General features: G+C 58.7%; 14 protein-coding genes and 4 pseudogenes. 8 read left to right on the top strand and 10 right to left on the bottom strand.

Translation table 11 applies throughout. The features are described 5' to 3' along the window. Positions 1-47: 47 nt before the first annotated feature. On the bottom strand, positions 48-728 hold the full coding sequence (locus ACKWRH_RS05730) for a hypothetical protein (protein ID WP_445219667.1): 681 nt from the start codon (positions 726-728) through the stop codon (positions 48-50). 2,652 nt (positions 729-3,380) lie between these two features. Then, on the bottom strand, positions 3,381-4,319 hold the full coding sequence (locus tag ACKWRH_RS05725) for a DUF2493 domain-containing protein (RefSeq protein WP_445219666.1): 939 nt from the start codon (positions 4,317-4,319) through the stop codon (positions 3,381-3,383). Positions 4,320-4,888: 569 nt separating this feature from the next. Between ACKWRH_RS05725 and ACKWRH_RS05720 the strand changes: the two genes are divergently transcribed. From ACKWRH_RS05720 to ACKWRH_RS05710, 3 genes and pseudogenes are all read left to right on the top strand, one after another. Next, on the top strand, positions 4,889-5,506 hold the full coding sequence (locus tag ACKWRH_RS05720; RefSeq protein WP_445219665.1) for a hypothetical protein: 618 nt from the start codon (positions 4,889-4,891) through the stop codon (positions 5,504-5,506). Next, positions 5,488-5,802, top strand: a pseudogene (locus ACKWRH_RS05715) (trehalose-6-phosphate synthase); the annotation flags it as partial. The gene ACKWRH_RS05720 and the pseudogene ACKWRH_RS05715, both read left to right, overlap by 19 nt. Continuing rightward, positions 5,726-6,751, top strand: coding sequence for a trehalose-6-phosphate synthase (locus ACKWRH_RS05710; protein WP_445219664.1), 1,026 nt, complete (start codon positions 5,726-5,728; stop codon positions 6,749-6,751). The pseudogene ACKWRH_RS05715 and the gene ACKWRH_RS05710, both read left to right, overlap by 77 nt. Positions 6,752-6,939: 188 nt before the next feature. Here ACKWRH_RS05710 and ACKWRH_RS05705 read toward each other — a convergent pair. After that, a pseudogene (locus ACKWRH_RS05705) lies at positions 6,940-7,126 on the bottom strand (IS701 family transposase); the annotation flags it as partial. A gap of 845 nt (positions 7,127-7,971) precedes the next feature. On the opposite strand from ACKWRH_RS05705, the gene aepX reads away from it, so the two are divergent. Then, complete coding sequence (aepX, locus tag ACKWRH_RS05700; protein WP_445222323.1) at positions 7,972-8,799, top strand: phosphoenolpyruvate mutase; 828 nt, start codon at positions 7,972-7,974, stop codon at positions 8,797-8,799. 1,137 nt (positions 8,800-9,936) lie between these two features. Here aepX and ACKWRH_RS05695 read toward each other — a convergent pair. Beyond that, a complete protein-coding gene (locus ACKWRH_RS05695; RefSeq protein ID WP_445219663.1) occupies positions 9,937-10,233 on the bottom strand; it encodes a hypothetical protein in 297 nt (98 codons plus the stop codon). A gap of 476 nt (positions 10,234-10,709) precedes the next feature. Between ACKWRH_RS05695 and ACKWRH_RS05690 the strand changes: the two genes are divergently transcribed. Beyond that, positions 10,710-11,216 carry an avidin/streptavidin family protein gene (locus ACKWRH_RS05690; protein ID WP_445219662.1) on the top strand — a complete coding sequence of 169 codons (507 nt, stop codon included), beginning with the start codon at positions 10,710-10,712 and terminating at the stop codon, positions 11,214-11,216. Between the two features lie 535 nt (positions 11,217-11,751). Here the strand turns inward: ACKWRH_RS05690 and ACKWRH_RS05685 are convergent. Next, the gene (locus ACKWRH_RS05685) at positions 11,752-12,426 is read right to left on the bottom strand and encodes a Wadjet anti-phage system protein JetD domain-containing protein (RefSeq protein ID WP_445219661.1); all 675 of its coding nucleotides are present in this window, start codon (positions 12,424-12,426) and stop codon (positions 11,752-11,754) included. A 36-nt stretch (positions 12,427-12,462) separates the two neighbouring features. Between ACKWRH_RS05685 and ACKWRH_RS05680 the strand changes: the two genes are divergently transcribed. After that, a complete protein-coding gene (locus ACKWRH_RS05680; RefSeq protein ID WP_445222644.1) occupies positions 12,463-12,696 on the top strand; it encodes a hypothetical protein in 234 nt (77 codons plus the stop codon). Here ACKWRH_RS05680 and ACKWRH_RS05675 read toward each other — a convergent pair. Continuing rightward, positions 12,618-12,833 (bottom strand): annotated as a pseudogene (locus tag ACKWRH_RS05675) (Ku protein); the annotation flags it as partial. The gene ACKWRH_RS05680 and the pseudogene ACKWRH_RS05675 sit on opposite strands and share 79 nt — an antisense overlap. A 468-nt stretch (positions 12,834-13,301) precedes the next feature. Between ACKWRH_RS05675 and ACKWRH_RS05670 the strand changes: the two are divergent. After that, complete coding sequence (locus ACKWRH_RS05670) at positions 13,302-15,257, top strand: glycoside hydrolase family 127 protein (protein WP_445219660.1); 1,956 nt, start codon at positions 13,302-13,304, stop codon at positions 15,255-15,257. 212 nt (positions 15,258-15,469) lie between these two features. Here the strand turns inward: ACKWRH_RS05670 and ACKWRH_RS05665 are convergent, their stop codons facing one another. From ACKWRH_RS05665 to ACKWRH_RS05655, 3 genes and pseudogenes are all read right to left on the bottom strand, one after another. Next, entirely contained in the window at positions 15,470-16,549 is a 1,080-nt protein-coding gene (locus tag ACKWRH_RS05665) for a DUF7146 domain-containing protein (protein ID WP_445219659.1), read from the bottom strand. Between the two features lie 446 nt (positions 16,550-16,995). Beyond that, positions 16,996-17,853, bottom strand: a pseudogene (locus ACKWRH_RS05660) (strawberry notch family protein); the annotation flags it as partial. Between the two features lie 667 nt (positions 17,854-18,520). Then, positions 18,521-19,096 (bottom strand): hypothetical protein, encoded by a 576-nt coding sequence (locus tag ACKWRH_RS05655; RefSeq protein WP_445219658.1) that lies wholly within the window; start codon positions 19,094-19,096, stop codon positions 18,521-18,523. Positions 19,097-19,128: 32 nt separating this feature from the next. Between ACKWRH_RS05655 and ACKWRH_RS05650 the strand changes: the two genes are divergently transcribed. Continuing rightward, positions 19,129-19,647: a hypothetical protein gene (locus ACKWRH_RS05650; protein ID WP_445219657.1), complete on the top strand. Its 519-nt coding sequence runs from the start codon at positions 19,129-19,131 to the stop codon at positions 19,645-19,647. Between the two features lie 76 nt (positions 19,648-19,723). Here the strand turns inward: ACKWRH_RS05650 and ACKWRH_RS05645 are convergent, their stop codons facing one another. Further along, on the bottom strand, positions 19,724-20,614 hold the full coding sequence (locus tag ACKWRH_RS05645) for an alpha/beta hydrolase (protein ID WP_445219656.1): 891 nt from the start codon (positions 20,612-20,614) through the stop codon (positions 19,724-19,726). Positions 20,615-20,716: the final 102 nt, after the last annotated feature.

Genomic DNA, 20,716 nt, shown 5'->3' with positions numbered 1-20,716 from the left:
CACCACCGGCAGAGGAAAAGCAAACCCAGCGGCTGGGCGCGATTTCCTCACACCTCGCGAACGTGAGAGCCGATTGAGGAAGAATTCGTCGCCCTGCCCGGCTCCGCACCTGTCCGGGCCAAGACAGTGATCTGCGTCCAGGCCTTCCAAGCGATGAAGATCGCACCGACGCACGCGAAGACCTCACGCCAGAACGGCGACGATACGCTGAGCTGCGATAACGCGAGCATCACATGGTAGCCGGCAATTCCTGCCGGAATGGCAAAAACTGCACCAATCATGCCGCGCAAGATGATCAGCCGCGCCATAGAATGGGCGAATTGACTCATAGCGAGCGTCACGGCGGCACCGATGATGGCGACAATGAGCGAAACAGTCATCCCGGCGCCGCGCTCCAATGCCATTGCAGCGGCGCTGACCGCAACAAAGAATGGGAGGGCGTAGACTGCGAGGGCAAAGGTCAGCCAGAACAAGAGGCCGAGCCCAACGAGATTGAGGGCAAGTCCAAGGGCAAACACGGTGGTGGTCCCGCTCAGAGATGTACGGAGTGCGCCTTCCACCACCACCACGGCGCGCCTGATTGTATAGAACCAAAACATGATCAAATCGCGGCGCAAATCTGCTTCGTGCAGTTTTGCAGCGATTGACGTGTCGGAAGATTCGGCCGCGCCGTCCGATTTTTGCTGGGATCGACCAAAGCGGCCGCGCACATCCTTGGCCTCTTCCAAACCGGGCCGCGTTCTAACCAGATATCTCTTGCCGAGTTAGGAACTCGTTTCCACGCTCCACAAGTTCCGCTACTCGCAAAATGGGTCGGGTACCACATCGACGTTTTGGCGCGCGGACGCAGGACAGGAACGACCGAGGTCTCGGCCTAGAGGTTGTTCGACCAATCGACGTTGGCGTGTGCACGAACACCACTCTGCAATCACCTGCAGCGCTTACTTGGTCGGTGAGCAAACATGGCAAAGTGGTCGAATCGCCGATCGAGGATAGCGAGGCGCTCCTCGCCTCCTTTGATTTGCGGGCCGAACACGGAAAGCATCTGGTCGAAATCGCGTTTCGATCGTGCGCCGCCTGGTGCCGGAGAAATGCCACGCTCGCGACGGCTTCCTTAGGCCTTCAGGAAACGGGCGGCGGCGTAAGGCACAATGATTGGCATTACTGCAGAGATCACCGACGGGATAGGCTCGTCAGACCGCGAGCTCAACCTGACTTCCTGATTTCTTCCGCCACCAAGATCGCGTGATAGCCAGGAGCGTGAGGAGCTTCATTCGCCAACTCAGTGCAGTTGGCCCTCGCCTCGGCCGATCAACTCTAACACCGTCTCAGCCTTATTGATCTCACGTGAGATACACTCCAATATCCGGATCGTTGATGCCCGCGTCAGGATGAGACCGGCTCTTTCGTACGCAAGCTTCTAATGATGCATCACCTGTTCGTGGGTGGGACGACCCCATTCTGTAGCGTGCTGATTGTCAATGACGAGAGCATGTGCTCGACCACGCTTTTTTCCGCCTGAATCAGTACCGATTGCCTCTCCTGATCGTTAGCTCAACCTTTTTTGAGACCAGTTATCGGCGAGTGTGTACGTTCCGAGCAATTGGCGCCATTGGGCGCGCACGTTGCGGATCAGCAACGCGCATGATGCGGTTGATTTCGCGGAATGTCCCAGCACCCGCGGGCTCAGAAGCAAGGGCATCCGAACCAATTGGCCAAGATCGGGTCAAGGCATCGGTCTTGGCTCGGAGCGAGCCGCTCGAGGATCTAGTCAAGAAAGCGAAAGAACGATCAGAAATCGTGACGCGAATCTGACTCTTCGTCAGTTTTGCGCGCGTCGCGCCCTTCTGCGTGCTGGGCTAGCTTGTCGTATTCTTCGGCGACTCTCAGAAGCCTGTCTCTGGGTTTGCCGGGTCCGAGCGAATCCGCTTTGATCCGCGTTGCTTGCGCACGACCTCGCCAGAGTTGTGGATCGTAGATTGGTCTGTACGGTGTCATGCAGATGAGGATGCATGTCGTAGATCAAGAAAGTGCGACGGGTGACCTCCGTATCATTACGTAGGCTGCGATTCGTAAGGACCAGGACTCAATCCTCCTGAATACTGAGTGCGCGGCGACGGACGAGCACACAGCCCTTACGGATGACTTGGCGCGCGTCGTCCGCAACGTCGGTGAGGGCGAGATCGTGATGGTGCGCAGGTGATATGCTGCGAGCACACGTACCAGCACTGGCGGGACAGCGTTAACGAACATCCGCGATACCGCCTCGCCGCACCGGCGCGCCCAGCTGAATCTGGAAAACCGCTGCCTGGTGCCGGTCAACAGCGTTGCCGGATAAGCGCCGGAGCCAAATCCGACGATCAAATTGTCTGATTTGCTCTCGCGAGCTGGCGGCCGCTGTTCACCTTCGCCGGATAGGGAGTAGTTACCTATCCGTTCCCCCATTCGGCGCCGTAGACTTACGCATCTCGGCATAGGCACGGCGGATCATTGCGCACTTGATCAAACGGCCCACGATTGCGCCGGCCGCAAGCGCAAATAGGTAGGCCAGATAATCTTTCGCCGAGCTCCAGTCGACAGTTGGAGGCCATCACGGCGAAAAAGCGACGAGCATCGCGCCCTTGCGAATCAATCGCACTTTTAGAATTCGCCCAGCCTAGGCGCGTATCGAAAGCTGCCCACTCGACCAAAACATTGGTACAAGCCGTCGCAGAAGTTCTTCTGCTCGGTTATATCGGCAGCCGCAGGAACTCAACGCAAAAAGCCGGGCGCGCGAGGAAAACACGCCCCGGGCTTCAACATCTTGTCCGAAAGAACATTGGGCGGTGGCATGATGCAGATTCGCATTTGTCATAGCAGCGTCTTCTGGGTATGTGTTGCCTAACCTGTGTTGCTTTCCTCCAATGAGCGTTCAGATGGAACACTGTGTAATTGTGCGTGCGTACGGAAGACTATTGGATCAGTTGCGCCAAGAGGCATCCCGCGTTTCACGAGGACACAAGGCGGACTGGTCGCTCGAGCGTGGAGATCAAGGGGCACGCTTTTGCTTCGAGGACGCCGAAGCAAAAAAGGCATTTGCCTCGATCTGCGAAAACCTCGCTATTTCGTACAGGGAAGTCTAGCTAGGCGGTCCAAATCAGATGCCGCCGGAAGATAACTGATAGATATCGCCGGGATGGCTTGGCGCCCCGTCATTCTCCCGGTACGGCAGCGACCGGAGCAAGCGCTCTTCCGTGGATCACTGCCCGCGCAAATAGTGAACTGCGAGGAAACAAAGAGGACCGCCCACCGGCTCGCCCCCCGGATGCACCAGGCCTACTGCGACAATCGGCCCTTTCAACCTGCTTCGCCATAGCTTTCAGCGTCCACTAAGACGGCGCTCACGCGCCGTCCTTGCCAAACTTCCAGACCGGAATGCCGAGCTTTTTCGCCTTGTCGGCGAGGTTGTCCTGAATGCCTGTGCCGGGGAAATGCATGACTCCGATCGGCATCACCTCCAGCATCGCGTCGTTGCGCTTGAATGGTGCGGCCTTCGCATGTTTCTTCCAGTCCGGCCTGAAGGCAATCTGCGGCACTTTGCGATTGCTAGCCCATTTTGCAGCGATCAATTCGACGCCTTTCGGCGAGCCGCCGTGTAGCAGAACCATATCGGGATGTTTTGCGTGGGCCTTGTCGAGCCGATCCCAGACGAGCGAGACGTCGTTGAAATCGAGCCCGCCGGTGAGGGCGATCTTTGGCCCAGGCGGGAGCATCACTTCGGTTTCGGCCCTACGCCTGGCGGCGAGAAAGTCGCGGCTGTCGATCATCGCGGCTGTGAGGGTACGATGGTTGACGACGGACCCGGAGCGCGGTCGCCAAGGCAAGCCGGTATGAACTTCGAAACATTCGCCGGCCTGATCGCGAAAGAGCTCCATGGCGTTGCGGCGTTCGATGAGTGTGATGCCCTGGGCGGTGAGCCGTTCGAGCTCGACGGATCGTACCTCCGAGCCGTTTTGCTCACGTTGGCTTCTCTGCTGCGCCTGTTCATTGGCGTCGAGTTCGCGTTCAATGCGGTCCGCCGCCCGATGGAAGACATTCACGGTCGACCAGAGCAAGTCCTCAAGGTCTGGCTCCAGACGCGTGTCATTGAGCGTCGAGACTAGCGCATCGAAGATGTCGGCGACGGCGCCGGTGATCGCCTTGGTTTCAGGGAGCGGCCGTGGATCTGGCTCGTCCTGCGAGGGACGAAAACCGAAGAGCTGAAGTTCGGCGAGAACGTGATCGGTCGGGGACGAAGCATGGAGGGGTTCGAAATGAGGGCCGTCGTGGTCGGTTGTCATCGGTGAGGTCCTATGCCGGATCGGCCGCGCCCACCGCGGCCTTCGTGGCGATCATCTGACGGCGGGCGGAACGGACCAGAACCCGAAGCAAAGCGAAGGGCCGAAGCGAGGCGGAGGATGGCAAAGGCGCGGCTATTTTGTTTCGCGATGCAAAGGCGCGGAACGCGCCGGCGGAAAATAGCCGGACCTTTGCCATTGCCGGGCCGTGCCGCTTGCCGTGCGATCGCCCATTAGAAGGCAAGGGGGCGACTCTATCCGCGAGGGCGACCTCACAGGATGCGATCATGACGAGCATCGCGAGCCGTCCGCATTGGACCGAGTTCGAAACGCGACCGGACGCATGAATCGCGCGACGGCTTCCAGTTGTGGGGCGGATGAGATCAGCTCTCATAGCGATTGCTTCAGACGATGCCGGCATCGACGTGTGGTGCTAGAGCACATGAAGGTGGCAAAAGGACACAATGCGGGCACTGGCTCCAACACTCGTCAGATTCCAGAAAGCTGTTCCTGCTAACTGAAAAAGTGAGAACCAAAGAAATCTGAGAGGCTGTATCAAACGGAGATACAGAATGGATCGAATTTCTGACACACTCAACGCAGCAGCGTCGGTTCCCGACAGTACATTAGACGCTACTCAGCAACGTGAACTGATTGACCAAGCGGTCTTCGACCAGCACCTGAGCGCGCCACCACAAGGACGGGAGCCGCAAGGCGGTGCGGATCCTGCCGGTCTTGTTGACTCGGACCAGCCGGAGGTAAACCGCAATGCGCTAGCCCAACAATCAGACATGAAGCTTGTCGTCATATCGAACCGCGTTGCGCCCTTCGACCCCACTAAACCCCAGACCGGCGGGCTTGCCGCGGCCCTTGAGCCCGTCGTGGAACGTTCCGGCGCGGTCTGGATGGGCTCCTCGGACCATCGGAGCGATGGGGCTGAGCGGCCCGTGTCGCTCGCGAAGATTGGCGAAGGCTATGTGGCCAGGCTCGATCTGCCGGCCAGGCACTATCGTGTCTATTACCGAGGGTTCTCGAATTCGATGCTTTGGCCGATGCTCCACTCGTTGCCCGACCGAATCTCGGGCTCGGAAGGCGACTACGAAAGCTATCGCGCGATCAATGAATTTATGCGCACGCGGCGTTCGACTTGCGTGATCGCGACGCCTTCTGGGTGCAAGATTATCATTTAATTCCGCTCGGGGCTGAACTGCATGAGCTCGGCATCGAGCGGCCGACCGGCTTCTTCCTACATACGCCATGGCCGACGCCTGACATGATTGAGCGAGAGCCCAATCATCGTGAATGGATGAAATCGATGCTGGAGTACGATCTGATCGGATTTCAGACCAACCGGGACGTGAACAATTTCCTTGCCTGTCTCCAGTCACATCTCGGGTTGGAGAGCAAGGATGGCGTTGTGCTCTCGGAGCATGGCCAGTCGCGATGTCAGAAATTTCCAATCAGTATCGATCCGAAGAAGTTCGCCGAATATCTTGCTGCAGAGCTGCCTGCCGAGGAGGAAGCAAACATCTCGTCCTTGCTGGAGAATCTCAAGGGGCCCCAAGCTTGCGATCGGTGTCGATCGGCTCGAGTATACCAAGGGTATCGACAAGCGGGTCGAAGCTTTCAATCACGTGTTGGCGGCCGAGCCGGGCAGCATCTCGCTGTTGCAGATCGCACCCTCCTCCCGCGCCGACATCGAAGAGTATCAGAAGTACAAGGCCGATGTCGAGAAAGCGATCGACCGGGTCAATGCCGAGCATGGCACGGACGAATGGAATCCGATCCACTACAAAAACGATTCTTTCAGCCAGGCTGCACTCGCGCGTCTTTACCGTGCCGCGCACGTTGGTGTCGTGACGCCGTTGGCGGACGGCATGAATCTGGTGGCGAAAGAATATGTTGCTGCACAAGATCCGGCCGAACCCGGCGTTCTGATTCTATCGAAGTTTGCCGGTGCGGCTGAAGATTTCGATGAGGATGAAGCACTGCTCGTAGATCCGAACCGCCCCGAAGAGATCGCGGCCGCGATATCCGAGGCGGCCAAGATGCCGTGCGATGAGCGTAAGAAGCGCTGGCGGTCGATGATGGATAAACTTGAAGCCTATACAATCCACGATTGGGCGGCGGACTACCTTGCGAAGCTGGACGACAGCCGGATCACCCTGCCGGCCGATCACTTCCCATATCTCGGCCTAGGCTGGACCAACGAGGCTCAAATGCCCCTGTACCCGAACTATGCCGAGGCGGCGGCCGCCTACGCGGAGGCGGATCCCGCCGACGTCGAGTTGAAGGAGGCCGCCTATGCCAATTTGAAGGCCGCCTTCGACGCGATAGCGGGCCCGCTGGAGCACACACAGGATAGACTTTGGGTCCTGCCGACGAATGGTGCAGACCAAATGGGAAGGGTGCCCGAAGGATCGATCGAGCAATAGGATCGTCCTTTCAAATCTGAAGGATGCCCTTAGCACTAAAGCTGCATTCTTTTGCCTGAGATAGGCATTGCGCGCGTTGGTCTGATCGGCCTTGCGCCTGGATGACCAGGCGTGGATTCGGACGTGCGGGATGCGCCGCAGGGTTGGCTTCATGGCGATGCCAGCGGATTTCTTGGATCGACCAGGCATCAAGAACGATGCTTCGGTCTGCCACGTTTTTTTGAGCAAGCCGATGACGGATGACGGCCATCATGGCGAACGCGAGCGTGACGGGTGAGACATGGCGATGCCAGGCAGGAGCGAGTTTCGTTGTGCTCAAGGCCGCACTCGAAGGCTGTCCTCGATAGCCCAGCGATGGCCTTCCACCGTCGCCAGTCGGCGATTGGGCACCGCAGCACCAATCCGTGTCTAACCTGGATGCCATACCTACCGTTGATCGCGCTCACGACATCTGTGAATCGTCTGCTGCAATCGTGAGGAGCGCGGCGACTCGTCTTACCGGCAAGCGCCGTGTCCATCCTGACAATAAGACCCCTCAATGCCATCCTTCGTGCTTTCAAGGAGGCAGCCGGAGCGCCCGAGCCGGTCCCGGTCGGATCAGAGAATGAACGGCCGAGGATATTTCGCGCCATATTCGCAGTTTCTCGCGCTGGCTCACAAAAGAAAAGAAGGGGGGAATTGCTGCTCGGCTTCAGGTCAATCGCTGGATGAGGATGTTATGCTTTATCTCGCCGAGAGCGGTGGCAGCGGAAGGCGCCTGAAGTTTTTCAGCCCGAAAGGCCCCAGAGCGCGAGACCTTCCCTTAGCACGCGTCACCCGGTCCCATGGACGCGCGGATGATTGCAAGATCAACGATGCAGTGCGGCGAACGCGATCCACGCGTTGACTGGGTGAAGGCATCCGTCTTTTTGAATTTGTGCCACGAACGCAACGAACGTCTTACGATTGTCGGGCCTTAGCCGAGACTCTCGCATCAAGTCCCGCGACATGCAAAGCTCTTGCCCCCAGGTCAACTACCAACGCTAGTCATTGATTTAGATTACAGAAACATGTCACCTAATCGGTTGATGAACGTCGGGCTGGTCAACATCTGCAAAGATTTCGACATGGAACATCAACCACAATCGACTTTCACCGACGGCCCTGATCAAAGCGCTGACTCGTCGCCCGCAGACTCGCTGCGCGCTCAAGTCTGCTCCAGCAACGAGCTCTCCTTCCTTATGGAAGCGCATGACGGACTTTCCGGCGCACTCGCCAAGCGGGCAGGCTTCAAAGCTCTTTGGGCGTCGGGCCTGTCGATTGCTTGCTCTCTCGGCTACCGCGATGCCAACGAAGCTTCATGGAGCCAGCTCGTCGACGTGGTCGAGCGCATTGTCGACTCGACCGAACTTCCCGTTCTTGTTGACGGCGACGGCGGTTTCGGGAATTTCAACAATGCGCGTCTCTTGGCACGCAAGCTCCATCAACGTGGCGCTGCTGGCGTCGCGCTGGAAGACAGCTGCTTTCCGAAAATGAACTCGTTTGTCGGCGCGCGTCATCCCCTCGCCGATATCGATGAATTCTCCGGCCGGCTGCGGGCGGTGAAAGACACGGTCGCGGACGGCCTAGTCCTCGTGGCTCGAATCGAAGCGTTGATCGCCGGCCGTGGAATGGACGAAGCACTTTTACGCGCCAGCGCTTACGCTGCCGCAGGGGCCGATGCGATCCTTATTCACTCGCGAAAGAGCACCGCTGACGAGATCCTTTCGTTTGCGAGTACGTGGCAGAACCGACTGCCCGTCGTAATCGTTCCAACGAAATACTATCGAACACCGGTCTCTGCATATCGCGATGCGCGCATCTCCACAGTGATCTGGGCTAACCACTCCATGCGAGCTACGATATCGGCAATGCGACAGGTCTGCGGTCGCATCATCGCTGAGGAAAGCATTGCCAGCATTGAGTCAGATGTCGCCACGCTCGACGAAGTCTTCGATCTGTTGAGGTACGACGAACTCGCCCGTGCGGAAGCGCGATACCTGCCGCCCGGCACTGACCTGCAGCAATAACCTTCATCCACAATGCTTGCCTAAGGATTACCCCGATGCAACGGCCTTCTCTATCGTCACGATCATGGACGCCTGGAACAAAGCACGCATGACCGAACGCAGCGCCGACATAACCGCAGAGCCACTCCGTAGGACCATCAAGCTCCTCCGCTTCGGCAGCAACACACGAAGGGACCGCCTCATTCCGCAATGGATGACTTTTCCACCTAAGACGGAAAGGCCTCTGCTGAACAGCATCTTCCGCCTGATCGCCGGCGCTGAACTAAGGATTAAGCGCGCGCTCTCGCAGCATGGTAATCTCGGTCTAGCCGATGAGGACTTTCCGAGCCAGAGATCGCAATGACTGCCAAAGCTCCCAAGATTGCCGGTCATCTTACCGCCGGCCTCGGCTCCCATCTGCGTTGAGGTGAACGGCACTCCCATCCGTCACAAACGCTGCGCGCAATTCTGTTGTCGTATAGCGGCTTAATCTCAAGTTTTGGCACGAAACAAACCGCAGCAAACCTTGTCGCGGATGGGCCAAGCTCTGGACGATATTTCCGGAGCCATAAAGGTTCACATGGAGTTCTTGCCTATCTGGTTGAAAGGGGCGGCCTACAGCTCGCAGCGGCGCGGCGATCTCGGGGATACGAAATCGACAATACCGAGGCTTTGCGAATTGTGGAGCGCATTTTCACTGGAGCAAACCTTTTCGTTAGATCGTGCTGCAGACCGAGGGTTCAGGGATAGATATCTTCGCAATTGGCGGACGGCATCTACCGGAAACTTTTTCGTCGAATTCATCGCTCCTCGCCTTCGTGCATCAATCCTATCGCGAGATCTGGCAATTTGCGCTCGCTCAACTGCCAACGTTACAATTGATCAGACCGAGCGTTTCCGGGATTGGAACCATATTCAGGCGACCTCGGCACGTTTGTAGGAGCGGATTTGGATGACCGGATGCCGGTTCACCTCGTCGATGCCGACCATCCCAATGCAACCAGCGGCGCGGCAACAATCGTGAGGCGCGTTTGGTGCATTGTCAACGAAATGGAATTTTGATTGTGCCGTTGAAGGAAAGGGTTCTATCTATGTTCGTCCCAACGAACAACCAATCTGATCTGCGCATGTAGCTCTCGGGTCGTCTTTTACGAAAAGTCACCCATCGGATTCTATATCGACCAAAACTTCGCCCGCGATGATTTCGGGGTCTCCGAGATGAAGCTCATGCAGGCTTTCTTGAACAAACTCCGAGAGCTTTTTGCTAGCCGCACTGGCACTTTCGCGATCCTCAAAAATCATCACGGCAACACAGGTGCCTTCCGCCCCATCCAATACATAATATGATCTGAACCCGTGCGACTCCCTTAGGATCTGACCGACGCCGCTCCTGGCGCGACGAGCAGCATCTACAACCGAACGAACCTTGGTGTATTTGCGAATGACCACGTACATCTAGACACCATATATGTCAGATCCATCCATGCATCAAAGCGTGTCGCGCCGCCTTTGGACTAGATCCTGCTTCACGATGGGCAAGTCGGGGCTTACTCATCGAGCCAAGCATGATCGCTCCTACATCCAAACCGGGCATGTAACGGATCTCAAAAGTGGATTGACTTCGAAATCGAAAATCCTTGTTCCCCGAAAAGGCGAGAGAAGACTCGATGACCGCAAATCATAGAGCGCGGTCCCGGTCGTGGGCGCACAACTTTTCTGCAAATGATGACGCAGAATCTGCAGACAGCATCGGCAAAACAATCCGGCCATGACGCGCGCTGTTGTGAATCACAACAGATTGCCTTTCCTAACATACAGGATCGAAATATTTCAACCTGATAGCGCTACCAGATAGCATTACCCGTTTAACTTGTCTCGCTTGCATCTATATATGTGAGGAGCATCCTTTGGGAGCAACACGGAGTTTGGAAATGTCTGACGCAAACTCGAAAATGACGAAATGGATGGGGTTAGCCTGCGTAGGGCTGTTATTGGTGGCACCGGCAAAGGCGGCGCAGTCCATCTGGACCTGGACTAACCAATACGGCTCAACTCTGGCGGTCGACAACTACGACCAGAGCACAGGCGCGATTTCCGGCATCTATACGAATAACGCAAGCAATAGCTGCGACGAAGGGGCGCCTCAGGCGATGACCGGCTGGCTTGCCCAGACCAATAATGGCACGGCGATCAGCTTTTCGGTGAACTTCGTAGGCTGCGGCTCGACGACGGTGTGGACCGGGCAGATCAACGGTGCATCCGGGTTTCAGGGGCTTTGGCTGCTTTCCCTCGCCGAGCCGGTCGCATGGAATGGCATCAGCGCCGGCGCCGATACCTTCACTTTCACAAGCGGTGAGAAGTCAAAGTTGCCGTCCGCTGGTGGGGAGTCGGCCAAGGGCGCAGGCGAGAAGCTCTCGAATACAAAGAAGCGCAAATGACGTGACTTGTCGCGTGACGACGGTTCAAACAAACGTCGTCACGTCAACGTTGGAGAATGATCTCTATACGAGAATTGGCATCAGACGCGGCACCTTCGAAATCGCTAGCATAAGGAGGTTCCACAGCCAGCACTGCCACCTAACCACAAGCGTTGCATCCAGGATAAATTGCCCATCCGCGATCATTGCAACTCTATATCCAACGTGAGCTTGCAGATTTTAGTCGCGCTCGCGCTTCTATCGACGTTTTTCGGCGTCTTGCATTGCCGCTGCCATCCGCGGTATGCCGCGTCAATTCTCAGGAACGCAGCCGCTCTCACGTGCTATTCACACTCCCGCAAGGCAGGACCAAGCCAGTTGCGCACCTCACGCAACAGGCACCTGTGAGAGAATGGCGACTTCGGAAGTTTCGACAATGCACCGCCTCCTGGGATGCAAACTCCGTCAGCGCGGCGGTGCCGGCGTCGCGCTCGAGGACGGCCGTTTTTGCGAAATTGAACTCGCTTTTCTCGCGAGCGCTCATTGAGCGAATACCTCACGGCGCCAGCTGAGGCAAAATGGGATCCAGTTCCTCCTGCTCCAATGTTTTGGCACCATCCTGAACCAGGTACGCGGCGAGCTCAGCGATGCCTGAATCTGGCGGATATCGCACCGGAGCGGTCTTTTTCAAGGGGACCTTGCCGAATTGCTCGGCGATCTTCGCGCTCATCAGGTGCGGCCGGATGACGCGCCCGATCCCCCTTTCGATCGTATGAAAGATCCAGGTCCCGTCCGGATCGATGTCCGACCAATGCAAGACCGGAGTGTGCTCGCCCACCATCTTTGCAATCAATCGCAGCTCCTGTTGGGTGGCGAGCGACGGATAGCCGCCGACATACATCGTCGTTCCCATCCGACCGTCATCGGCCTCCGTGACGTGTCGGTTGAAGCTCGCGAAGTTTTCGATCGTGAGAAGGTACGCGGGCGGCTCTCTGAACCGAATGTGACCTGCCTCATTCGGAGAGACACCCAAATAAGCCGAAGAGATCCGCGAGAGATCGGCGCCGTCCAAGTCGATACGTCCCGCAATCAGGAGCGGAGGCGCGAAGCGTTCAAGGCCAATGGCCCTCAGCGCCTCGCGTGGCCGGGCGCCGGGCGGAAGATCGAGGATGCCGCCGAGGAGACGGACAACGGCACCTTCGACCCGCTCGAGCGCCTTGCTGTCGCCCACCGTCTTCCTGGAGAAGGTCCGGTAGTCGACCTCCAGATGCTTGTTGTCCAGGATCGCTTGGGCCAGCGCGAACGCATCACGCAGCTTGTCAACATCGCAGGCATCGAACCCATGCCACGTCTTGCCTTGGCCCCATGCGTCAGCGAATTCGGAAATGCCTGCCTGCAGCCGATCATGCAGCGCCAGCTCGGCGACGATCCGAGCGCGATCTCCTCGAGCTCCTGCTTCGTCACCTCGATGAATTGGTTCTTCTCCAGCTGTAGCCCTTGACGATGTCCTCGTTCGTCGCCGGCGTCGGCGTCGACCTTCAGCTACTTGATGCGGTGGCCGGTCTGTCGGTTGAGCTGGTTGAACGAAATCGTCTCGGACTCGGAGGTGGCCGGATAGAGCGCCACCGGACAGGTGACGCGACGCCCCGCCGTAACTGGAGTAGCAGCAACGCAAAGCGAAAATCCATCCGCACCGAAAGCGGTGCGCAGACTCCACATTGAAGCCGCGATCGACTAGTGGATACCGGGGACGTGCTGTTGCAGACCAACGATCTGCCCATTCCCGGCACGGAAATTGCTGCCTTGAACGTGCTGGTCAGCGCGATGTACGGAGATCGACAATGCCGTTCGTGTCGAGCGTCATGGAATGTCCGATTCTATTCGAAGAAGGTAAGCTATCTCTCCGCTCCTGGTTCAGGTTGCATGACCAATTGATGCTTCAATCGCTCGTCAGGCCGGGGTTTGGAAGCACGTGAAAGACGCATGAGCTGACCACAGCGGGCAGGACATGCTGGGCTGCCAATACGTACCCGCAATCCCAACAATGAGATATGGCGCAGGCTTTCGTGAACATGGGCCCGTGCACCCAACACGAAGGAGAGCGAGATGAATCGGCCGACGGTTACGGAAGTCAATCTCTATGACTTACGGATCACGGATCCGCTCATTGGACAATGTCAGAAATTGGTGAGGGAAGTGACGATTCCTCATCAGTGGGAGGCGCTGAACGACCGTATTCCCGAAGTCACACCGAGCCATGCGATAAAAAACCTCCGGATCGCCGCCAACCGAATAAAGGGCGAGTTCTACGGCACGGTTTTTCAGGACAGTGACGTGGCGAAATGGCTGGAAGCGGTTGCCTGGTCGCTGTGTCAAACATCTAATCCAGTACTGGAGAGAACCGCCGACGACCTGATTGAACTAATTGCGGCCGCCCAGTGCGGCGACGGCTATCTGAACACTTATTTCACGGTCAAGGCGCCTGGGGAGCGCTGGAGCAATTTAAGCGAGTGCCACGAGCTTTACTGCGCCGGCCATTTGATTGAAGCGGGCGTCGCTTTCTTTCAGGCGACTGGCAAACGGCGCCTGCTGGAGGTCGCTTGCAGGCTTGCTGACCACATCGCCGTGGTTTTTGGTCCGGAGCAGTATCAGTTGCACGGCTATGATGGCCATCCAGAAATCGAACTTGCGTTGACGCGCCTCTACGAAACGACGCAGGAGCAGCGATATCTTACACTAGCGAATTATTTCGTAGAGCAACGCGGCACGGAGCCGCACTTCTATGACATAGAATATGAGAAGCGATCCCGTCGCCGGAAATCACACGTCGCGCCCTGGATGGTCAAAGATAAAGCCTATAGCCAGGCGCACCTGCCGGTCGCGGAGCAGCGGACTGCAACAGGTCACGCGGTTCGCTTTGCATACCTCATGACTGGGGTTGCCCATCTGGCGCGTCTGCTTCAGAACGAGCAGCATCGCCAGGCTTGCCTGCGGCTATGGCAAAGCATGGAGCGGAAAATCTATATCACCGGCGGCATTGGTTCGCAAAGCGCCGGCGAAGCGTTCAGCAGCGACTACGATCTGCCGAACGATACTGTGTACGCGGAAAGCTGCGCGTCGATTGGTCTGATGATGTTCGCCCGCCGGATGCTGGAGATGGAGGCGGACAGTCGCTATGCCGATGTGATGGAGCGCGCGCTCTATAACACTGTTCTGGGCAGTATCGCGTTGGATGGACGCCATTTTTTCTACGCCAATCCACTCGAAGTTCATCCCAAAACGTTGCGGTCCAATCGCATCTACAGTCATGTCTCGCCGGTGCGACAGCGCTGGTTCGGCTGCGCCTGCTGTCCGCCGAACATCGCGCGCATTTTCACATCAATTGGTCATTACATCTACACGCCACGCTCCGACGCGCTCTATGTCAATCTCTACGTTGGCAACAGCGTGGCATTACCGGTCGGAGAGCATACGCTGCGACTGCGCATGAGCGGGAACTATCCCTGGGAGGACCAGGTGGAGATTGCCGTGGAATCGGAGCAGCCAATCACCCACACGCTCGCGCTGCGACTGCCGGAATGGTGCAGCAAGCCTGAGGCCAGACTGAATGGTGAGCCTGTCAACTGCGAGTCGCGCAAAGGCTATTTGCACATTCACCGCACGTGGCGGCAGGGCGATCGCTTCAAGTTGCAGCTGCCCATGAAAGCACGCCGCGTGTATGGTCATCCACAACTTCGCCACTTGGCCGGCAAAGTGGCTATTCAGCGTGGCCCCCTGATTTATTGTCTGGAAGAAGCCGACAACGGCCCGGATCTGCATAATGTTTGGCTGGATGCAGAGAGCCGGTTTTCGATTGTTGAAGGCAAGGGCCTCTTTGCCCGCAAGATTTTGCTGCAGGCTGAGGGCTTTCGTTTGCAGCACGCGCTCTCTGAGGAAGCACCGCTTTATCACTACGACAAAGCGCCTGGACAGCGGCAATCGCAGCGCTTGACATTCATTCCGTGGTTCAGCTGGGCCAACCGTGGCGAAGGCGAAATGCGGATCTGGATTAATGAGTGGTGACCGAGGCCATGAGCGGCACCTATTTGGGGCAACTCGGCCGGAAAGGAGAGCATCGGTTGAGCCCCGGGCCGGCTCGTCGCTACGCAGGCAGCAGATCCTTTCAGAAGATGGCTTGCTCGATGCTTCGGCTTGGTTTTGGGTCCTCCTAGCGATTTCAATCCCGTTGGCCTTTAAGGCGGCGTTGGAAAGTCGACCGTTGGGAGTGACAGGCGTCAGCGTGAGATCGCATCTAGCCGGCCTTGGTCGCCATCGGGGCAAATGAAGCGCGCGACATCCTGCGGCGTAAACTGGAGCTGCAAGGCTGAGCGGAGTTCACCGAGGCCGAACGTTTGTAGGTCCTCGTTGAAGTCTGAAAGCCGAGGCGATAAGGCAATCGCCTCGATACCGGCCTCGACTGCGCGCTCGGTCAGGGCCGCTACCGCGAGATCGCCGGCCGGATCGTCGTCGCGTGCAATATAGAGCCGGCGTAGCGTCAGCGGAAGCTGCAGGACGGCAAGATGGTTTGCGGAAAGCGCCGCAGCCAGTGGCATCCTCGGAGCTGCGCAGCCAAGCGAGAGCATCGTCTCGACGCCCTCTCCCGCCGCAAGTACGTCATCGGCGGTCCCGAATCGGACAGCATGACCGAGAAGGTCACCCATGGCACGTCGCGGGGTGTCGATTGGCGCTTTTCCAAGGCGCACGCGATCGAAGCCGTCAGGATCAAGCCAGGTTCGATGCACGCCAGTGATCCGACCGTTGAGATCAGTGACACGAGCGATCAATGCCGGCCAGATCTCTGTTTCGGCGTCCTCATCGGATCGATAGTAGCAGCGCGGGTGGAAGCGCAGCTCACCATCAACGCGCAAAGGTGCAATGCCCCGAGCCTGCAAATAGGCCTCGGCCAGAGTTCCGGCGAGCGGCTGCGACATGGCGAAGAGGCGCACGGCCGCCTCGGGCAAGCCGGCCAGTGCTCCATTGTTAGCGACCTTAGAGGACGGGGCGGGGTCCGAGCGAGGCAAGTTGAGAAATCGCCGTGCCTCTTTGGCGACGTCACGGAACTCAACAAGCCCGCAGCTTTCGCGGATGATATCGAGCAGGTCGCCATGCTCCCCCGTTGCCGCGTCAGTCCATTTGCCAGCTGGTCCCTTGGGGGAGGCGATCAGCCGCACGAACATCGAGCGTCCCGGTGCGTTGCGGGCATCACCAACCATCCAGTAGCGGCCTTGGCGACGGCCGTTGGAGAGATAGAAGCGGCACACCGCCTCGGCCTCGCGCGCGAGACGGTGTGCCAGTTCGGAAAGCTGGCGTCCCATCACGCCGCCTCGCGCTCGAGCGGATGGCCTTCCGGCGTCCTGACGAGGATCCCATGTGCGGTCGTATCTGCGGGGATGAACATGCGTAGCTTCCAGGAGATGTTTTCGTGGAAGAAGCGGCAAGCCTTGAGGCAGCCCCGCATCGCGTCGTTGAGCGCGGAGAGTTCAATGCGGCTAGCACCCATCACGCGTACGCGGCGGAGCTGAAAGCCCCCTGCGAGCTCGAAAAGGGTCCGCCGGTCCATAAGGGCGGCAATCATCGCGCCAGCCGTGATCGCCGGCACGTCGGCTGCGAGCGTGCCTATGAGCCAGGCTGGTGAAACCATGCTCCCTATGCAGCGCTCGCCGGCATCGGTTTGAAGCCGAGAGATGCGCGTCGGTTCGCTCGGAAGCTGCTTCCAGATCGGCAGCGGCAGGCCCGGCACGATGTGGATCGTGCTGTCGGTGAAGGCCGAGCGCGCGACGAATTTCGCCTGGGCGTACAGCGTTCCAGTGTCACCGGCGATGTTGGCAGCCTGCATCGCCGCGTCGAGGTTGCTATTGATGTTGCCGAACCCGCCCGCACAAGTGTCGTAGATGCGGATCTGCTCGGGAGTGAGACTGTGCTCGACCAGCTCATATTCGACACTCTTGTATGAGAGCGAGCGGGCCGCATAGAGTCCAAGCGGCTTGAGGTCACGCGCCAGGACTTCCATGGCAACGACACCGCCCTGCTCCATCGCCTCGACGAATTCAGCTCGCGTGGCGAAGGGGAAATCCGCACCACCCCACTGTCCAAGACATTGGGCATAAGCAATGTTATGAACGGTCGTCGCGCCGGTTACCGATACGTAGGCCACCACGCGAGCCTTCGGTGGGACATGTAGGAGCCACAGGCCCGCCCGCCCCTGCGACGGCGTCTGGTCGCAGCGCTCGCCTTTCCCACTGAGGGCATTCTGCATGGCATGGGATTCGTCGAAAACAATCGCTCCGTCGAAATCAGCGCCCAACCATCGTGCGATTTGCCTGACGCGTGAAAGCCTCTCACCACGCTCGTCGGTGCACAGCGTGGCATAGGTCGTAGAAAGGATGCCTTCGTCGAACCGGATCGGCGTGCGCTGGCGGAAGCGCGAGAGCGGCGTGACGCGCAGCCGCTCGATGCTTCGCGCCGACAATTCTCGCTGCGCATCCTCGATGCGTTTGTCCTGCATGGTGATCGAGACGCCGCGCCGCCGCCCCTTCAGCCAATCGTCAAGCAGGATGCCGGCAACCTGGTGGTCCTTGCCGGTGTCCGTCCCATCGCCAAGGAGCCAGCCGCGACGAAACAAGCCCGTTGCGGCCTCACAGGCGCCATGGGCGGTTTTCCGATCCGAGGCGCCGGCACCGCCAGTGGCACGAAAGCCCTCTTCCATGGCGCCACCCAAAATCTTCGCGCCGATGCGGAGGGCGCGCTCAAGGCTGAGCAGTAGAAGCCGCAACTCACGAAAAATGGAAGAGGCTATGGCGAGCGAGGAGATGCCGAAGGCGGCAGCGGCCGCAGGAGAATCTGATAGCTTGAACATATCGAGGGGGACCTGAGGAGAGCAGTTGCGGGTCGAGCCCCCGGCGCTCTCTCTTGATCCGGCGGGCTCAAACCCGCCCGTCACTGCTCTTCCTCTCCATCACCGAAAGCTGCTCCAGCCCTGGCTGGACAAAGCCAAGCGGGCACTGAGCAGGCAGGAAGAGCTTGCGAAGACGTGCGAGGGACGAAAGACGCCCGTCCCTCACCGTCGCATCACTCTCGGCAACGATTTGCGAGTCGTCCTCCCTGCGACCGGGCTTCGGGCCGCAGGCTCTGAAGCATTTAATGAAATGAAGCCAGCCATAGGCTATCCAAAGATCTTGCGCGAGGGATCGTTACTTCTGGCCGAGACCCGCACTTGCGGGGCTCGGTGACACCCGCGCGTGCGGATGGCGTAGAGCCCGGTCACGGCGCGGCCGGACGCGCTCCAGCTAGTTTGTCATCGGGAAAACAATGATCCGCTGCCAGTGAGGCGGCATTCCGTTGAATTCTGGCGGCAGATGGAACTTGCCGAAAATATCCCAGTCCTTGTCGTTGCCAAAATCGGCGATCGGATTCGATATTTCCTTGCAGACGTGATTGTGCCGGAGAAAATCCGGCCCAATGATGATGGGTGACAAATAGAATTTAACGGAAACCACGCGTCGCGTGCCTCGAAGAAATTCCCGTGCACAGCTCACTGTGAGAAGAACGTTCTCGGGAGCGGAAGCCCATGGTGGCGGGATTTTTACAAACACAATTCCAGGCATGTCGTCGGGGAACTGCCTGCGTGCCTTGAGAAGCGTGTTCCTGATCGTATTTTCGCCAATGGAGGTGCCCTCGATTTTAGATTTGGCGTCGGCCGCCGCGATCAGGCCGTTCGGATAAAGAATTTCGATATCGTAGTCGCGCCTTGCGATCCCCTGAGGCACCACGAACCGAAACGGCACTTGGTTCAGATGCAGCATCCGGCCGAAATCGAGCCCGACGTAGGTACCTTCGATATCGCCGTCCCGCATGCGGGTCATGCATTCGTCGAAGCCGGGTCGCTCTGCAAATTATGGATGAGCGCCGCGAGGTCCATGCCCCCGAAAAACGTGATTTCCTGACGCTCGACTCGGGATTCGTCGATCGACATGAAGCCGCGCTTATAGTCGTCGGAGATAATGTGGCGTTCGGCTCATTCCAGATCAAAAAAAGCGCGCAGACCCCCGGACGCAAGTGCGAAGGATGCGCCTATCGGATTGGCGCGCAGTTCGGCCGGAAGGTCTTCATAGCCTCTGGTGAGCTGCTCCAGGCTCATACGTCGGCGTATGATTGGCTGTGGCATTGTCAGCTCTGCCGTCGCCTGACGATGTATTCGGCCAGTTGGCCGCAGGCTTCATCGAAGGCTGCTTGTGCCGTTGCCTCGAAGGTGTCCCGGACAGTCCAAACGCCCCATCGGATCGATCCAGGCCTTCATGAAGTCGGACAGAATTTCGGTCGCGAAGCCGTCAGACGCACGAGCGAACTGGTCGAGGGATCGCGACAGGCAGTCGGAAACGGGAGGATATTTATTGCTCGGCTTCCCGAAACATGAGCCGCTCGGGCAACTATTGAACTGACGTCTCTCGAGGCGCTCCTGACATCCCAAATCCGGCGAACGCCTTGAGGGATCAATGAACAAGGCGCGCTCGCGCGAAGGCCGCCACCTGTTCGATCGAGGCCATGCCTTCGTCGAGCATCGGCGCAAACAGTTGCCAGGAGTGGCACATGCCGTCCCAGACCTTCAGCTCTGCGAAGACGCCCGCCTGGCGGAGTCGTTCAGCGAGTTGCAGGCTGTCATCGCGCAGCAGCTCCCACGACCCGACGTGAATCAAGGTCGCCGGCAGCTCCGACAGATCACCATTCAGCGGCGCAAGATAAGGCGACGTGGGAACGCTGGCGCCGAAATAGACGTGCTTGAACAGCTCGACCAATTTCGGGGTGAGCAGTGGGGCGTCGGTGACGGTGCGGAACGAGGCGCTCTGGCCGGTGAAGTCGAGTGCCGGCGACATCACAACCAGCGCACCCGGAATGGGCAGCCCTTCGTCGCGCGCACGCATCGCGGTCGATATCGTGAGGTTACCGCCCGCCGAGTCGCCGGACAGGCAAATCGCGGATGGCGCGAAGCCCTGCTCCAGCGCCCATTTGTATACGGCGAGCGCATTGTCATGAGCGGCGGGCGCCGGATGTTCGGGCGCGAGCCGATAGTCCGCAGCGAGGACGGCGACGCCGGACGCTCGCGCGAGATTGGCGGCAACGACGCGGTGCGAGCGTGACGAGCCGAAGAGGAAGCCGCCGCCGTGAAAATGGATCATCAAGCACTTGTCGTTCGAGTGGGGATAGCGGATCAGGTCGCCACCGACAGGGCCCGACGATACCCGCTCGATCATCGCGCCATCCGGGATCGGCGTCTGGGCGTTGATCGCCTCGAACCAGGCGCGCATCTCCGCCGGGCTGCCATTGGCCGGCGGCGGGAATTGCGCGCTCATCTGTAGGATCGCTGCGAGCTGCTGCTTGGACATGTTTTCTCCTTTTTCGATGGTGGGTGGCATGCGGTGGATCGGTCTGTTGCCATCTTTTCTTGAAGGCGGACGAGGTGCCAGGCCCGGCCCTTGCTCGCTACG

The sequence above is a fragment of the Bradyrhizobium sp. Pa8 genome, assembly GCF_052588265.1.
Note: the sequence above shows the minus strand (reverse complement) of the source record. Positions and strands in the feature narration are given on the sequence as shown.

Coding starts and splice junctions, on each gene's coding strand:
- ACKWRH_RS05725 (WP_445219666.1), bottom strand. CDS start 4,319: ATGACAACCGACCACGACGGCCCTCATTTCGAACCCCTCCATGCTTCG.
- ACKWRH_RS05720 (WP_445219665.1), top strand. CDS start 4,889: ATGGATCGAATTTCTGACACACTCAACGCAGCAGCGTCGGTTCCCGAC.
- ACKWRH_RS05710 (WP_445219664.1), top strand. CDS start 5,726: ATGGCGTTGTGCTCTCGGAGCATGGCCAGTCGCGATGTCAGAAATTTC.
- aepX (WP_445222323.1), top strand. CDS start 7,972: ATGGAAGCGCATGACGGACTTTCCGGCGCACTCGCCAAGCGGGCAGGC.
- ACKWRH_RS05695 (WP_445219663.1), bottom strand. CDS start 10,233: ATGTACGTGGTCATTCGCAAATACACCAAGGTTCGTTCGGTTGTAGAT.
- ACKWRH_RS05690 (WP_445219662.1), top strand. CDS start 10,710: ATGTCTGACGCAAACTCGAAAATGACGAAATGGATGGGGTTAGCCTGC.
- ACKWRH_RS05680 (WP_445222644.1), top strand. CDS start 12,463: ATGCTTGTTGTCCAGGATCGCTTGGGCCAGCGCGAACGCATCACGCAG.
- ACKWRH_RS05670 (WP_445219660.1), top strand. CDS start 13,302: ATGAATCGGCCGACGGTTACGGAAGTCAATCTCTATGACTTACGGATC.
- ACKWRH_RS05665 (WP_445219659.1), bottom strand. CDS start 16,549: ATGGGACGCCAGCTTTCCGAACTGGCACACCGTCTCGCGCGCGAGGCC.
- ACKWRH_RS05655 (WP_445219658.1), bottom strand. CDS start 19,096: ATGACCCGCATGCGGGACGGCGATATCGAAGGTACCTACGTCGGGCTC.
- ACKWRH_RS05650 (WP_445219657.1), top strand. CDS start 19,129: ATGGATGAGCGCCGCGAGGTCCATGCCCCCGAAAAACGTGATTTCCTG.
- ACKWRH_RS05645 (WP_445219656.1), bottom strand. CDS start 20,614: ATGTCCAAGCAGCAGCTCGCAGCGATCCTACAGATGAGCGCGCAATTC.